The following is a 13,930-nucleotide window of genomic DNA, read 5'->3' on the forward strand; positions in this document are numbered from 1 at the left end:
CGGCGCGCGCGGCACTGCGCCCGCCCATGGGCGCGCCGCGGGTCAGGCGAACTGGCGCAGGAAGCGCAGGTCGTTCTCGAAGAACAGACGCAGGTCCTGCACGCCGTAGCGCAGCATCGTGAGCCGCTCGAGACCGCTGCCGAACGCGAAACCGATGTAGCGCTCCGGATCGAGGCCCATGTTGCGGATCACCGTCGGGTGGACCTGGCCGGAGCCCGAAATCTCCAGCCACCTGCCGGCGTTCTTGCCGTGCTCGAACATCATGTCGATCTCGGCGGACGGCTCGGTGAACGGGAAATACGAGGGACGAAAGCGCACCAGGATGTCGTCGCGCTCGAAGAATTTCTTCAGGAAATCGGTGTAGACGCCCTTCAGGTCGGCGAAGCTCACGTTCTCGTCGATCCACAGGCCTTCGACCTGATTGAACATCGGCGAGTGTGTCGCGTCGCTGTCGACACGATAGGTGCGGCCCGGCGCGATCACCTTGATCGGCGGCCGGTTCATGCGCGCATAACGCACCTGCATCGGGCTCGTGTGGGTGCGCAGCAGCAGCTGACGCCCGTCGGCATCCTTGCCGTCGACATAGAACGTGTCCTGCATCGAACGCGCCGGATGGTTCTCCGGGCTGTTCAGTGCGGTGAAGTTGTACCAGTCGGTTTCGATTTCCGGACCATCGGCGACGTCGAAGCCGATCGAGCGGAAGATCTGCTCGACACGCTCCCAGGTGCGCATCACCGGGTGCAGGCTGCCCGCGCCGGCGCCGCGGCCCGGCAGCGTCACGTCGATCGCCTCGGAGGCGAGCCGCTGGTTCAGCAGCGCGTCGGCGAGCGCCTGGCGGCGCGCCGCCAGGGCGCCTTCCACCTGCTGCTTGGCGAGGTTGATGCGCGCGCCTTCGGTCTTGCGCGAGTCGGGATCGAGTTTGCCGAGCCCCTTCAACAGCTCGGTCAACGCGCCCGATTTGCCGAGAAAGCGGGCCTTCTCGTTTTCGAGCGTGGTGATATCGGCAGCCTGCTCGAAGGCCTGCTTCGCGTCAGCGACAATCTGGTCCAGATCCATTGATCCCATCATTTCCAACGTCAATCGTTCTCGGGGAGCGAATCGCTCGATCCAACAAAAACGGGGCTCGGATGAGCCCCGTTTTCGCTGCAGCGGCCGAGACTACCGGAGCGTCGCTGCAACTGACCACGCAGTGCTAATTTCGCAATTAGGCTGCAACGGCGGCTTTCACCTGCTTGACGATCGCGGCAAAAGCAGCCTTGTCGAACACCGCCATATCGGCCAGCACCTTGCGGTCGAGTTCGATCGAAGCCTTCTTCAGGCCGTTGATGAACACGCTGTAGGTCATGTCGTGCTGACGAACCGCGGCGTTGATACGCGTGATCCACAGTGCGCGGAACACACGCTTCTTGTTGCGGCGGTCGCGATACGCGTACTGGCCGGCGCGCATCACCGCCTGCTTGGCGATGCGGTAGACGTTATTGCGGCGACCGCGATAACCCTTGGCCAGATTGATGATCTTCTTGTGGCGGGCCCGTGCGGTTACCCCACGTTTGACTCGAGGCATGTTTCTCTCCTTGGAGTATCGGTTAGGGTTACGCGAACGGCAGCATTGCGCGGACGGAGTTCAGATCGGAATCGTGAACTGCCGTGGCGCCGCGCAGGTGGCGCTTGTTCTTCGTGGTTTTCTTGGTCAGGATGTGACGCTTGAAGGCTTGACCGCGCTTGACGGTACCGCCCGGACGCACCACGAAGCGCTTTGCGGCGCTCTTCTTGGTCTTCATCTTAGGCATGACGAACAACTCCAGTTTATTAGATGGAGATGGGTGTGCGGCTGGCTCGCGCCCTGGCTCCGCCCTTTGAAACCCAGTCCACTTGTGTACGGCACCGCGCATGCGGGCGCCGTTGGCTGACACCGCGCCCTGGACGGGCACGGTGTCGAACTGCATCGATGCCGCCGCGCGTCACGCGGCGGCATCGATTACTTCTTCTTCTTGGGAGCGAGCACCATGATCATCTGGCGCCCTTCCATCTTCGGCATTTGCTCGACCTGACCGACCTCGTCGAGATCGGTGCGCAGGCGTTCGAGCATGCGCATGCCGATTTCCTGGTGAGCCATTTCGCGGCCGCGGAAACGCAACGTGATCTTCGTCTTGTCGCCTTCCTCGAGGAAGCGCACCAGATTGCGAAGCTTGACGTTGTAATCGCCATCGTCGGTACCCGGGCGGAACTTCACTTCCTTGACCTGGATGACCTTCTGCTTCAGCTTCGCTTCGTGCTGCTTCTTGGATTCCTGGTACTTGAACTTGCCGTAGTCCATCAGACGGCAAACGGGGGGAACGGCCTGCGGCGCGATTTCCACCAGATCAACATCCAGCTCTTCCGATTTACGGAAGGCATCGGCGAGTTTCACGATGCCGATGGGCTCTCCATCGACTCCAACCAGACGCACTTCCGGCGCGTTGATTTCACCGTTGATGCGATGCGACGACTTATCAGTAGCGATGTTACGTTTCCTCTAAAAATTAAAAAAACGAGCCGCGCTGCCGGGGCGGTTACTTGAACGCCCGCAGATCCTGCTGCAGGTGCTCAACGAAGGCTTCGACCGGCATTACGCCAAGCTCGACGCCGCCACGGGCACGCACGGCTACCGTTTGTGCTTCACGCTCCTTGTCACCGACGACCAGCAGGTACGGGACTTTCTCGAGCGCATGTTCGCGTATTTTATAGCTAATCTTCTCGTTGCGCAAATCGGCCTCCACCCTAAGCCCTTGTTTTTGCAACGATTGGGCCAAAGACCCCGCGTAATCGGCCTGGTTTTCCGCAATATTCATGACGATAGCCTGCACCGGAGCGAGCCAGGCGGGCATCGCGCCGGCGTGGTGCTCGATCAGGATGCCAAGAAAACGCTCCATCGAGCCGACGATCGCGCGGTGCAGCATGACCGGCCGGCGGCGGCCGTTGTCCTCGGCCACGTACTCGGCGCCGAGGCGCTCCGGCAGCACCATGTCGAGTTGCAGCGTGCCGCACTGCCAGGAACGGCCGAGCGCATCCTTGATGTGGTACTCGATCTTGGGGCCGTAGAACGCGCCTTCACCCGGCAGTTCCTCCCACGCGAGTCCGCACGCGGTCAGCGCGTCGCGCAGCCCCTGCTCCGCGCGATCCCAGGTTTCGTCGGTGCCGGCGCGCTGGTCCGGGCGCAGCGACAGCTTGATCGAGATCTGATCGAACCCAAAATCCTTGTAGACGCTCATCGCCAGTTCATTGAACGCGATCGACTCGGCGATGAACTGGTCCTCGGTGCAGAAGATGTGCGCGTCGTCCTGCACGAAGCCGCGCACGCGCATCAGGCCGTGCAGCGCGCCCGAAGCCTCGTTGCGATGGCACGAGCCGAATTCGGCGTAGCGCAGCGGCAGGTCGCGGTACGAGCGCAGGCCATGATTGAAGACCTGCACGTGGCCCGGGCAATTCATCGGCTTGATCGCGTAGTCGCGCTTCTCCGACTCGGTGGTAAACATGTTCTCGCGATAGTTCTGCCAGTGGCCCGACGCCTCCCAGAGCGAGCGGTCCATGATCATCGGCGTCTTGATCTCGAGATAGCCGGCCTCGTTGACGCGGCGGCGCATATACTGCTCGACCTGCTGCCAAAGCGCCCAGCCCTTCGGGTGCCAGAACACCATGCCCGGCGATTCCTCCTGCATGTGGAACAGGTCGAGCTGCTTGGCGAGCTTGCGGTGATCGCGCTTCTCCGCCTCTTCCAGCATGTGCAGATAGGCGTCCTGGTCTTCCTTCCTGGTCCAGGCGGTGCCGTAGATGCGCTGCAACTGCTCGTTCTTCGAATCGCCGCGCCAGTAAGCGCCGGCCACCTTCATCAGCTTGAACACCTTCAGCTTGCCGGTGGACGGCACGTGCGGGCCGCGGCACAGGTCGGTGAAGCCGCCGTGCGAGTAGAGCTTGATCTCGTCGCTCGACGGGATCGATTCGATGATCTCGGCCTTGTACTTCTCGCCGATGCCGCGGAAATAGTCCACCGCCTCGGCGCGCGAGACGACGCGCCGCGACACCGGCTCGTCCTTCTTCGCGAGCTCCTGCATGCGCTTCTCGATCTTGGCGAGGTCTTCCGGCGTAAACGGGCGGCTGTACGAGAAGTCGTAGTAGAAGCCGTTGTCGATCACCGGCCCGATCGTCACCTGCGCCTCCGGATACAGATCCTTGACCGCATAGGCAAGCAGGTGCGCCGCCGAGTGGCGAATGATGTCGAGGCCGTCGGCATCCTTGTCGGTCACGATCGCAAGCGACGCGTCGTGATCGATCAGCGCGGACGTGTCGACGAGTTCGCCGTCGAGCTTGCCGCCGAGCGCGGCCTTGGCGAGACCGGGGCCGATCGAAGCGGCCACTTCGGCGACGGTCACCGGATGCTCGTACTGTCGAACTGAGCCGTCGGGCAGGCGTATCGAAACCATAAGGGCACTCTCCGTGATGCCGACTGGACGCGGCAGGCAATGCGTTGAAAACGACCAAAAAAAATGCGGCCCCGCTTTCGAGGGGCCGCATTCTGAAGCATCCAAACTACTGGCGAACAGGTTCCTCGACTAGCGTCGTTCCGAAGTGGTTTCGGTCAACGTTCGCGGTGTCATCACCTTGTTCGCCTTGTGAGTAGAAGTGTCTACTGCCGCTTCGGCACGACGCGCCGGAGCCAATGTCGTTGGTAGGCTCGATTGGATTCGAACCAACGACCCCCACCATGTCAAGGTGGTGCTCTAACCAACTGAGCTACGAGCCTGAAGAAACGAGATTATATGGACCTTTTTCCGCCGTGACAAGCAATTTGTGCAGCGCGAAGCCGCGGCCCGGCACCGGGCGGCGGCGTGCTCAGCTCTTGCGCGTGGCGCGCACCACGCCGGCCACCTCGCCGAGCAGCGTGCAGGCGCGCTGCACCTGTGCCGAATTCGATACCTCGACCGTGAACTGCATGACGGCGGCATTGCGGCGGCTCTGCGTCTTCACGCCGGTCACGTTCATCTTCTCGCGCGCGAACACCTCGGAAATGTCGCGCAGCAGCCCTTGCCGGTCGCTCGCGTCGATGATCAGGTCGACCGGATAAACCGATGCGCCGCGGCCGCCCAGCACGTCGGCCGACCAGGTCGTCTGCAGCACGCGTTCGGGAGCGCGCTCGGCCATGCGCTGGAACATCGGGCAGTCGCTGCGATGGATCGACATGCCCTTGCCGCGCGTGACGAAGCCGCTGATCGGATCGGGCGGTGCCGGCCGGCAGCAGCGCGCGAGTTGCGTGAGCAGCGCGTCGACGCCAACCACCAGCACACCCGTGGAGGCGCCGTGCGCGACGCTCGCGCCGCTGCTGCGCTTCTCGAACTGCTCCGGCGCCTCCGCTTCGGGCTCGGGCGGCGGCGCGTCGGACAACGCCTGCTCGATATGGCGCAGGCTGAACTCTTCCTTGCCGACCGCGGCGAACAGTTCCTCCGGCGCCTTGAAGCCGAGCTTCGCGGCGAGGCTTTCGAGGTTGACCGAGGTCTTGCCCTCGCGCTGCAGCGTCTTTTCGACGAGCGCGCGCCCGCGCGTGATGATTTCCTGCTGGTCGATCAGGTTGAACCAGGCACGCACCTTCTGGCGCGCGCGGCCGCTTTGCAGGTAGCCCAACTGCGGGTTGAGCCAGTCGCGCGACGGGCCGCCCTCCTTCACGGCGACGATCTCGACCGTCTGGCCGTTGGTGAGCGCCGTATTGAGCGGCACCATCGCGCCATCCACGCGCGCGCCGCGGCAGCGATGCCCCAGCTCGCTGTGCAGGTGGTAGGCAAAATCGACGGGCGTTGCGCCGTGCGGCAGCGCGATCACGCGCCCATGCGGGGTCAGCACATAGATGTGGTCGTCGTCGAGCGAGGTCTCGCGCAGTTGCGCCCAGGCCTCGTTGCCGGCCTCGGCGGCCGCACCATCGGACACCTCGTCCTTCCACGCCAGCAACTGCCGCAGCCAGGCGATCTTGTCGTCGTACTTGTCGCCGGCCGAGAACTGCCCGCCGTAGCCGCGCGCGCCGGCCTCCTTGTAGCGCCAGTGCGCGGCCACGCCGTATTCGGCGAAGCGGTGCATCTCCTGGGTGCGGATCTGCACCTCGAACGCGCGGCCGTCGTCGCCGATCACGACGGTGTGCAGCGACTTATAGCCGTTCGGCTTGGGCCGCGAGATGTAGTCGTCGAACTCGCGCGGCACCGGCTGCCAGAGATGATGCACGATGCCGAGCACCGCATAGCAATCCTTGATGTCGGGCACGATCACGCGAAATGCCCGCACGTCGTAGAGCTCGGAAAAATCGAGCTCCTTGCCGCGCATCTTGCGCCAGATGCTGTAGATGTGTTTCGGCCGGCCGCTGACCTCGGCCGGGATCTGTGCGGCGGCCAGCTCCCGCTCGAGCCGCTCGATCGCATGCGTGACGTAGGCTTCGCGCTCGGCGCGCTTCTCGTCGAGCAGCTTGGCGATACGCTTGTAGGTGACCGGGTCCTCGAAGCGGAACGCGAGATCCTCGAGTTCCCACTTCAGTTGCCAGATGCCGAGCCGGTTCGCGAGCGGCGCGTAGATATCGAGCGTCTCGCGCGCCACGTCGGGCGGCGGCTGCAGCTTGGCGGCCGCATAGTAGCGCAGCGACTGCAACCGCGAGGCGAGCCGGATCATCACCACGCGGATGTCCTGCGCGAACGCGAGCAGCATCTTGCGCAGCGCCTCGATCTGCGCGCGCCGTTCGGCCTGTGCGTCACGGCTGCCGTCGCTCGCCTGGCGCGCCGCGATCAGGCTGACGGTGCCGAGCTTCAGCAGCTTGCGGGTGTCGGCCACCAGCCTCGCGACCTCCGCGCCGAAGCGCTGCGTGATCTCGGCTTCGGGATCGTGCAGATGCGGCGTGAGCGAGAACAGCGCGGCGGCCTGCACCGCCTGCGGATCGACGTTGAGCGTGCGCATGATCGCGACGATGCCGGCCGCGTGATCGGCGAGCCGCTCGCCCGACGGCTGCAGCGCGTCACCGGCATGCTCGCGGACATAGGCAAGCACCTCGTCGAACGCGGGCGACGCGTGAGCGGCGGAATCGACGTTCATTGGCGGCTCGGAATCGGGATCAGCGCGTTATCGGCTCGAATCGGCGCGCTCAGGCCTTCTGCGCGGCCACCACCACCACTTCGACGAGGCAGGCCGGGTTCGCGAGCTTGGCCTCCACGGTCGCGCGCGGCGGCGTGGCACCCGGCACGACCCAGCCTTCCCATACTTCGTTCATGCCGGCGAAGTTCGCCATGTCGGTAATGTAGATCTGCACCGACAGCAGGTTCGCCTTGTCGCTGTTCACTTCGGCCAGCAGGCGGTCGATATGGCCCAGCACTTCCCGCGTCTGGCCCTTGATGTCCTGGCTGGTGTCCTCGGCGATCTGGCCGGCCAGATAGACCGTGCCGTTGTGGACCGCGGTTTCGGAAAGACGGGGACCGACGTGGTGACGAATGACTGCCATGAAAATTCCCGGAAAGAAAAAGGTTGGAGGGACGGCCGCTTGAAAATGGCATGCGGCGCGGCCGAACTGTATATTATGACGCGTCTTCGAGGAAAAATCGGCGGGCGATCGTAATCTGTGCCGGGTCGAGGAAGGCCGGCGCATGGCCGACGCCGGGAATCTCGACGCCCGACACGGCCCGCCCGCGTGCCTGCATTTCGGCGAAGGTGGCCGCCGAGAGCAGGTCCGATCGTGCCCCGCGCACCACCAGCAGCGGCCCCGCGAACGCCTCGAAGGCGTGCCATAACACCGCCTCGCCGGCCGCGATCTGCTCGGGCGTGGCAGCCTCGAACGGCTCGGCGATGCGCGGGTCGTAGCGCACGCGCCAGCCGCCCGCCGGGTCCTCGCGCAGCAGCGGGCGGTTGATTTCGCGCCATTCGTCGGCCGTCAGCGGGCCGAACGTGGCGGCCAGTTCCGCGAGATGATCGATGCCCGCCTGCTCCGACGCGTAATGGACGTCCCGGCCGAGGTAATCGCCGATCCGCGCGAGCGAGCCGGGCTCGATACGCGGCCCAATGTCGTTGATCAGCATCTTCGCGATCGGCGTGTCGGGCAGGCCGCCCAGCACCATGCCGATCAGCCCGCCCATCGAGGTGCCGAACCAGTCCACGCGCTCGACGTCGAGCCGCGCGATCAGCGTGACCATGTCGGAGACGTACTGCGGCAGGCCGTAGAGACGCGGATCGGCGAGCCAGCCGGAGCGGCCGCGCCCGGCCACGTCGGGGCAGATCACACGATAGCGGTCGGCGAGCGCCGCCGCGAGCCGGTCGAAATCGCGCCCCGAGCGCGTCAGGCCGTGGACGCACACCAGCACGCGCGGGTTGGCGGGGTCGCCCCACTCGGTATAGGCGATCCGGTGCAGGCCCGCCGGGCTCGCGCATTGCACCTGGCGTTCGCGCGGCGCGGCGGAAGGGGAAGACTGGAGGGAATCGGGCATCGACGCGTCCTCGCGTTGGGCCGGCCCGGAGCCGGCAAACCGGCGGGCCAGGACGGCCCGCGCACAGACGCGATCGATTGTAATCCGCTTCGCCGAGCGGCAGCACCGGCGCCACACTGCGCGCCGTGCCGCCGCCGCGGTGGCGTCAGGACACGGCGCTCACGTCGAGCGGCGCGCCCGTCTTCGCCTTGATCTCCTCGATGCTCACGCCGTCGGCCAGCTCGACGAGCTTGAGGCCCGCCTCGGTGACCTCGATCACGCCGAGATCGGTGATGATGAGATCGACCACGCCCACGCCGGTGAGCGGCAGCGTGCATTGGTCGAGGATCTTGTGCTGGTCGCCCTTCGCGACGTGCTCCATCAGCACCACCACGCGCTTGACGCCGGCGACCAGATCCATCGCGCCGCCCATGCCCTTGATCATCTTGCCCGGGATCATCCAGTTCGCGAGGTCGCCGCTCTTGCTGACCTGCATCGCGCCGAGGATCGCGAGATTGATGTGGCCGCCGCGGATCATCGCGAACGAATCGGCCGACGAGAAGATCGACGAGCCGGGCAGCGTGGTCACGGTCTGCTTGCCGGCGTTGATGAGGTCGGCGTCGATCTCGTCCTCGGTCGGCGACGGCCCGATGCCGAGCAGCCCGTTCTCCGACTGCAGCCAGACTTCCATGCCGGCCGGCACGTGGTTGGCCACCAGCGTCGGCAGCCCGATGCCGAGGTTCACGTAGAAGCCGTCCTGCAGTTCCTGCGCCGCGCGCGCGGCCATCTGGTCACGATTCCAGGCCATCTCAGTCTCCTTTCGCGCGCACGACGCGTTGTTCGATGCGTTTTTCCGGGGTGGCGTTCAGCACCAGGCGCTGCACGAAGATGCCCGGCGTGTGGATCTGATCCGGATCCAGTTCGCCGTTCTCGACGATCTCCTCGACCTCCGCCACGGTGATGCGGCCGGCCATCGCGCACATCGGGTTGAAGTTGCGCGCGGTGCGGCGGTAGATCAGGTTGCCGGACTTGTCGGCCTTCCAGGCCTTGACGAGCGCGACGTCGGCCGTCAGCGACGGCTCCAGCACGTAGTGCTTGTCGCCGAACTGGCGCGTTTCCTTGCCTTCCGCGATCACGGTGCCGTAGCCCGTGTTGGTGAAGAACGCCGGAATGCCGGCGCCGCCCGCGCGCAGCTTCTCGGCCAGCGTGCCCTGCGGCGTGAATTCCAGCTCGAGTTCGCCGGCCAGGTACTGGCGCTCGAACTCCTTGTTCTCGCCGACGTAGGACGAGATCATCTTCCTGATCTGCCGCGTCTCCAGCAGCAGGCCGAGGCCGAAGCCGTCCACGCCCGCGTTGTTGCTGATGCAGGTGATGTTCTTGACGCCGGAGTCGCGCAGAGCCGCGATCAGCGCCTCCGGAATTCCGCACAGGCCGAAGCCGCCGACCGCGAACATCTGGCCGTCCGCGACGACGCCCTCGAGCGCGGCCGCCGCGCTTGGGTAGATCTTGTTCATGTTTCTGTCCCTTCCTCTATGGAAAACAGTCGAACCGGTTCGCGACGCGCGGCGAAACGGTTCGCGCCATTCTAGTCACGCACGGATGACGCCCCGCTGACGCGGCGCCTGAGCCGCCGGCGTGATCTTGATTTGCTGGAAAGGGTACGATGCCGTGCCGATGCGGCACAATACGCAAAAATACATAAGCACCGACTGCCGCGCCCGACGACGCGCGCCCGGAACCCGACACCGCCTTATGCCCGAACTCGATTACCAGACCGCCTTTCACCTCGCGCCGATCGGCCTCGTGCTGTCGCGCGACCGCGTGATCGAGGATTGCAACGACGCGCTCGCGGCGATGTTCCGCTGCCGCCGCGGTGACCTGAACGGCCAGTCGTACCGCGTGCTCTACCCGTCGCCGGACGAATTCCAGCGCATCGGCGAGCGGATCACGAAGGTGATGAGCGCGACGGGCAGCTATGCGGACGACCGCATCATGAAACGCGCCGACGGCGAACTGTTCTGGTGCCACGTGACGGGGCGCGCGCTCGACCGCACCGCGCCGCTCGCGGCCGGCATCTGGACCTTCGAGGATTTGAGCGCGACGCGCCGCGTGGCCGTCGAGCTGACGCCGCGCGAGCGCGAGATCGCCGCGCAGCTCGCCACCGGCAAGACCAGCAAGCAGATCGGCCGCGTGCTCGAGATCAGCTCGCGCACCGTCGACATCTATCGCGCGCGGCTGATGCGCAAGTACGGCACCGGCAACACGGCCGAACTGATGCAGCGGCTGCTCGGCCAGTAGCGCGGTCACGCCGTCCGGCCCGGCGGCGGATGCGGGGCCGGACGGCGCCGCGGCGCGCTTATTCGACGCGCTGGCGCAGCGCCGTCTCGATCGACTCGCGCAGCAGATCGGGCAGCGGCACCGACTTGCCGAGCGCATAGTCGACCCACACGCAGCGCGCGGCGCCGCGCGCGTAGAGATGGCTCGGATCGTCGGCGCGGCTCAGCTCGAAGCCGGTGTCGAAGCTGCTGCGGCCCGGCTTGGCCGCCGTCATGCGCGCGATCACGTCGCCCGGGTAGTGCAGCTGCTTCAGGAACTCCATCGACGCGGTGACGATCACCGGCCCCTGGCTCTCGCCGTTGCCGCCGGCGATGCCGAGCTGCTCGAACCAGCAGATCCGCGCCTGCTCCATGTAGCGGAAATAGACCGTGTTGTTGACATGGCCGAACGCGTCCATGTCACCCCAGCGGATCGGCATCGACATTTCGAAAACGGGAACGTACTCGCTCATTGCTCTTTTCTTCCAGCAGACAACCGCTTCATGCGAGCCCGAATCCGTCGTCGGCCGAGATGATCGAACCGTTGACGAACTGCGACTCGTCGGCCGCCAGCAGCAGGAGCAGGCCGTCGAGATCCTGCGGTTTGCCGACCCGGCGCCGCGGCAGCATCGACTGCAGCTTCTGGCCCTGCTCGGTTTCCCACAGGTAATGATTGATCTCGGTATCGATGTAGCCCGGGCAGATCGCGTTCACGTTGATGCCGTGGCGCCCCCACTCGTTGGCCATGGCGCGCGTCATGTGCACCACGGCCGCCTTGCTCATCGAGTACAGGCCGATCTGCGGCAGCACCCGCAGGCCCGCCACCGAGGCGATGTTGATGATGCGGTACGGCGGCTTGCCGTGACCGTTGCCGCGCATCATCATGCGCTTGGCCACCTCCTGCGCGACGAAAAACGCGCCGCGCGTATTGGTGTCGAACACGTAGGCGAAATCCTCGGGCGTCACGTCGACGAGCTTCTGCATCGTCGAGACGCCGGAGTTGTTGACGAGGATGTCGATCGTGCCGGCCTCCGTCTCCGCGTGCGCGACCGCCGCGCGGATGCTCTGCGGGTCCGTCACGTCGAGCGACACCACGTGCGCGGCACCGCCCGCGGCCTCGATCTGCGCGCGCAATTCCTTCAAGCGCTCAACGCGGCGACTCGCGAGCACCACCTTCGCGCCCGCCTCCGAGAGCACCTGCGCGAAGCGCTGGCCGAGCCCGCTCGAGGCGCCCGTCACCATCGCCACCTTGCCTTCCAGATTGATCGAACGACCCATTACCACTCCTTCACCGGTTGGCCCGGCACGCCGTTTGCTGCCGGACAGGAACCCTATCACAAAAATAGAACGATCGTGCTAATGTTGGCGCATTCGGTTGCGGCAACTGTTTTGTTTAGCCGACAATACGCTCCCAATTAAAAGCATTCTAACGGTTAGAGGAACGCCAATGACCCCCGCAAGCCTCATCGAGCAGTACGGCCCCCGAGAATCGATGGAATATGACGTCGTGATCGTCGGCGGCGGCCCGGCCGGGCTGTCGGCGGCGATCCGCCTGAAACAGCTGGCCGCCGACAAGGGGGGCGAGATCAACGTCTGCGTGCTCGAGAAAGGCTCCGAGATCGGCGCGCACATCCTGTCGGGCGCCGTGATGGACCCGCGCGCGATCACGGAACTGTTTCCCGACTGGAAGGAACAAGGCGCGCCGCTCGAGGTGGCGGTCAGCGAGGACCGTTTCCTGTTCCTGAGCGAGACCGGCGCGCGGGCGGTGCCGAACTGGGCGCTGCCCGACAACTTCAAGAACCATGGCAACTACGTGGTGAGCCTGGGCAACGTCACGCGCTGGCTCGGCCAGCAGGCCGAGGCGCTCGGCGTCGAGATCTTCCCCGGCTTTCCGGCCGCCGAGATCCTCTACCACGAGGACGGCTCGGTGAAGGGCGTGGCCACCGGCAACCTCGGGATCGGCAAGAACGGCGAGCCGACCGAGAACTTCCAGCTCGGCATGGAACTGCACGCCAAGTACACGCTGTTCGCCGAAGGCTGCCGCGGCCACCTCGGCCGGCAGCTGATGGATCGGTTCCAGCTCAACGCGAACTGCGACCCGCAGGCCTACGGAATCGGCATCAAGGAACTGTGGGAAATCGACGCGGCGAAGCACAAGCCGGGCCTGGTGATCCACACCGCCGGCTGGCCGCTCGCCTCGGACACCTACGGCGGCTCGTTCCTCTACCACCTCGACAACCACCAGGTGGTGGTCGGCTTCGTGCTCGGGCTCGGCTACACCAACCCGTACCTGTCGCCGTTCGAAGAGTTCCAGCGCTACAAGACGCATCCCGAGATCCGCCGGTTCCTCGAAGGCGGCAAGCGGGTGTCCTACGGCGCGCGCGCGATCACGGCGGGCGGGCTGATGTCCCTGCCGAAGACGGTGTTCCCGGGCGGCGCGCTGCTGGGCGACGACGCCGGGTTCCTCAACGCCTCGCGCATCAAGGGCAGCCACGCCGCGATCAAGACCGGCATGCTGGCGGCCGAGGCCGCGTTCGACGCGGTGCAGGCCGGCCGCGAGCGCGACGAACTCGCCGCCTATCCGGCGGCGTTCAAACAGTCTTGGCTGTACACCGAGCTCTACAAGGCGCGCAACTTCAAGCAGTGGATGGCCAAGGGGCTCTATCTCGGCACGCTGATGGTCGGCATCGAGCAGAAGCTGTTCGGCGGCAACGTGCCGTGGACGCTGCACCACCAGCACGCCGATCACGAGATGCTGAAACCGGCCTCGCAATGCACGCCGATCGCCTATCCGAAGCCAGACGGCAAGCTGACCTTCGACCGGCTCTCGTCGGTGTTCATCTCGAACACCAATCACGAGGAGAACCAGCCGGCCCACCTGACGCTGAAGGATCCGCGCGTGCCGGTCGACGTGAACCTGCACACCTACGCGGGACCGGAGGCGCGCTTCTGTCCGGCTGCCGTCTACGAGTTCGCGAAGAACGAGGACGGCTCCGACCGCCTCGTGATCAACGCGCAGAACTGCGTACACTGCAAGACCTGCGATATCAAGGACCCGACCCAGAACATCGTCTGGGTCACGCCGGAAGGCGGCGGCGGTCCGAACTATCCGAACATGTGAGGCCGGGCCGGCCGGCACGCACCGCCGCCGCACGAAGA

General features: G+C 65.5%; 14 protein-coding genes and 1 tRNA gene. 2 read left to right on the forward strand and 13 right to left on the reverse strand.

Annotated elements, in window-relative coordinates:
• Positions 1-42: 42 nt before the first annotated feature.
• The 11 genes from pheS to KS03_RS27225 all read right to left on the reverse strand — a co-directional run bounded on the left by pheS (position 43) and on the right by KS03_RS27225 (position 9,970).
• Positions 43-1,056, reverse strand: a complete 1,014-nt coding sequence (pheS, locus tag KS03_RS27175) for a phenylalanine--tRNA ligase subunit alpha (RefSeq protein ID WP_015876137.1) — start codon at positions 1,054-1,056, stop codon at positions 43-45.
• Positions 1,057-1,204: 148 nt separating this feature from the next.
• Positions 1,205-1,564, reverse strand: a complete 360-nt coding sequence (rplT, locus tag KS03_RS27180; protein WP_004192938.1) for a 50S ribosomal protein L20 — start codon at positions 1,562-1,564, stop codon at positions 1,205-1,207.
• 28 nt (positions 1,565-1,592) lie between these two features.
• Positions 1,593-1,790 carry a 50S ribosomal protein L35 gene (gene rpmI / locus KS03_RS27185; protein WP_004191477.1) on the reverse strand — a complete coding sequence of 66 codons (198 nt, stop codon included), beginning with the start codon at positions 1,788-1,790 and terminating at the stop codon, positions 1,593-1,595.
• Positions 1,791-1,978: 188 nt separating this feature from the next.
• Positions 1,979-2,503, reverse strand: a complete 525-nt coding sequence (gene infC / locus KS03_RS27190) for a translation initiation factor IF-3 (protein ID WP_080569308.1) — start codon at positions 2,501-2,503, stop codon at positions 1,979-1,981.
• Positions 2,504-2,552: 49 nt separating this feature from the next.
• Complete coding sequence (gene thrS, locus KS03_RS27195) at positions 2,553-4,460, reverse strand: threonine--tRNA ligase (RefSeq protein WP_015876139.1); 1,908 nt, start codon at positions 4,458-4,460, stop codon at positions 2,553-2,555.
• A gap of 243 nt (positions 4,461-4,703) precedes the next feature.
• A tRNA-Val gene (locus KS03_RS27200) sits at positions 4,704-4,780 on the reverse strand.
• A gap of 89 nt (positions 4,781-4,869) precedes the next feature.
• Complete coding sequence (locus tag KS03_RS27205) at positions 4,870-7,098, reverse strand: RelA/SpoT family protein (RefSeq protein ID WP_015876140.1); 2,229 nt, start codon at positions 7,096-7,098, stop codon at positions 4,870-4,872.
• A gap of 49 nt (positions 7,099-7,147) precedes the next feature.
• Positions 7,148-7,501, reverse strand: a complete 354-nt coding sequence (locus KS03_RS27210; protein WP_015876141.1) for a RidA family protein — start codon at positions 7,499-7,501, stop codon at positions 7,148-7,150.
• A 73-nt stretch (positions 7,502-7,574) separates the two neighbouring features.
• Positions 7,575-8,594 (reverse strand): alpha/beta fold hydrolase, encoded by a 1,020-nt coding sequence (locus KS03_RS27215; protein WP_371821518.1) that lies wholly within the window; start codon positions 8,592-8,594, stop codon positions 7,575-7,577.
• 28 nt (positions 8,595-8,622) lie between these two features.
• Complete coding sequence (locus KS03_RS27220; RefSeq protein WP_015876143.1) at positions 8,623-9,264, reverse strand: CoA transferase subunit B; 642 nt, start codon at positions 9,262-9,264, stop codon at positions 8,623-8,625.
• Position 9,265: 1 nt separating this feature from the next.
• A complete protein-coding gene (locus tag KS03_RS27225) occupies positions 9,266-9,970 on the reverse strand; it encodes a CoA transferase subunit A (protein WP_015876144.1) in 705 nt (234 codons plus the stop codon).
• A gap of 238 nt (positions 9,971-10,208) precedes the next feature.
• On the opposite strand from KS03_RS27225, the gene KS03_RS27230 reads away from it, so the two are divergent.
• The gene (locus KS03_RS27230) at positions 10,209-10,754 is read left to right on the forward strand and encodes a LuxR C-terminal-related transcriptional regulator (protein WP_015876145.1); all 546 of its coding nucleotides are present in this window, start codon (positions 10,209-10,211) and stop codon (positions 10,752-10,754) included.
• Between the two features lie 58 nt (positions 10,755-10,812).
• On the opposite strand, the gene KS03_RS27235 is transcribed toward KS03_RS27230, so the two are convergent.
• Both KS03_RS27235 and KS03_RS27240 read right to left on the reverse strand, forming a co-directional pair.
• The gene (locus KS03_RS27235; protein ID WP_015876146.1) at positions 10,813-11,244 is read right to left on the reverse strand and encodes an acyl-CoA thioesterase; all 432 of its coding nucleotides are present in this window, start codon (positions 11,242-11,244) and stop codon (positions 10,813-10,815) included.
• 28 nt (positions 11,245-11,272) lie between these two features.
• Positions 11,273-12,049 (reverse strand): SDR family oxidoreductase, encoded by a 777-nt coding sequence (locus tag KS03_RS27240; RefSeq protein ID WP_015876147.1) that lies wholly within the window; start codon positions 12,047-12,049, stop codon positions 11,273-11,275.
• A 169-nt stretch (positions 12,050-12,218) separates the two neighbouring features.
• On the opposite strand from KS03_RS27240, the gene KS03_RS27245 reads away from it, so the two are divergent.
• The gene (locus tag KS03_RS27245) at positions 12,219-13,892 is read left to right on the forward strand and encodes an electron transfer flavoprotein-ubiquinone oxidoreductase (protein ID WP_015876148.1); all 1,674 of its coding nucleotides are present in this window, start codon (positions 12,219-12,221) and stop codon (positions 13,890-13,892) included.
• Positions 13,893-13,930: the final 38 nt, after the last annotated feature.

Origin of the sequence: Burkholderia glumae LMG 2196 = ATCC 33617 (genome assembly GCF_000960995.1) — a bacterium.
Taxonomy (GTDB): Bacteria; Pseudomonadota; Gammaproteobacteria; order Burkholderiales; family Burkholderiaceae; genus Burkholderia; species Burkholderia glumae.

What these genes read in the sequence shown, in the direction of transcription:
- KS03_RS27245 (WP_015876148.1), top strand. Translation starts at nt 12,219, where the DNA reads ATGACCCCCGCAAGCCTCATCGAGCAGTACGGCCCCCGAGAATCGATG.
- rplT (WP_004192938.1), bottom strand. Translation starts at nt 1,564, where the DNA reads ATGCCTCGAGTCAAACGTGGGGTAACCGCACGGGCCCGCCACAAGAAG.
- KS03_RS27235 (WP_015876146.1), bottom strand. Translation starts at nt 11,244, where the DNA reads ATGAGCGAGTACGTTCCCGTTTTCGAAATGTCGATGCCGATCCGCTGG.
- KS03_RS27225 (WP_015876144.1), bottom strand. Translation starts at nt 9,970, where the DNA reads ATGAACAAGATCTACCCAAGCGCGGCGGCCGCGCTCGAGGGCGTCGTC.
- KS03_RS27210 (WP_015876141.1), bottom strand. Translation starts at nt 7,501, where the DNA reads ATGGCAGTCATTCGTCACCACGTCGGTCCCCGTCTTTCCGAAACCGCG.
- KS03_RS27240 (WP_015876147.1), bottom strand. Translation starts at nt 12,049, where the DNA reads ATGGGTCGTTCGATCAATCTGGAAGGCAAGGTGGCGATGGTGACGGGC.
- KS03_RS27205 (WP_015876140.1), bottom strand. Translation starts at nt 7,098, where the DNA reads ATGAACGTCGATTCCGCCGCTCACGCGTCGCCCGCGTTCGACGAGGTG.
- KS03_RS27230 (WP_015876145.1), top strand. Translation starts at nt 10,209, where the DNA reads ATGCCCGAACTCGATTACCAGACCGCCTTTCACCTCGCGCCGATCGGC.
- KS03_RS27220 (WP_015876143.1), bottom strand. Translation starts at nt 9,264, where the DNA reads ATGGCCTGGAATCGTGACCAGATGGCCGCGCGCGCGGCGCAGGAACTG.
- rpmI (WP_004191477.1), bottom strand. Translation starts at nt 1,790, where the DNA reads ATGCCTAAGATGAAGACCAAGAAGAGCGCCGCAAAGCGCTTCGTGGTG.
- thrS (WP_015876139.1), bottom strand. Translation starts at nt 4,460, where the DNA reads ATGGTTTCGATACGCCTGCCCGACGGCTCAGTTCGACAGTACGAGCAT.
- pheS (WP_015876137.1), bottom strand. Translation starts at nt 1,056, where the DNA reads ATGGATCTGGACCAGATTGTCGCTGACGCGAAGCAGGCCTTCGAGCAG.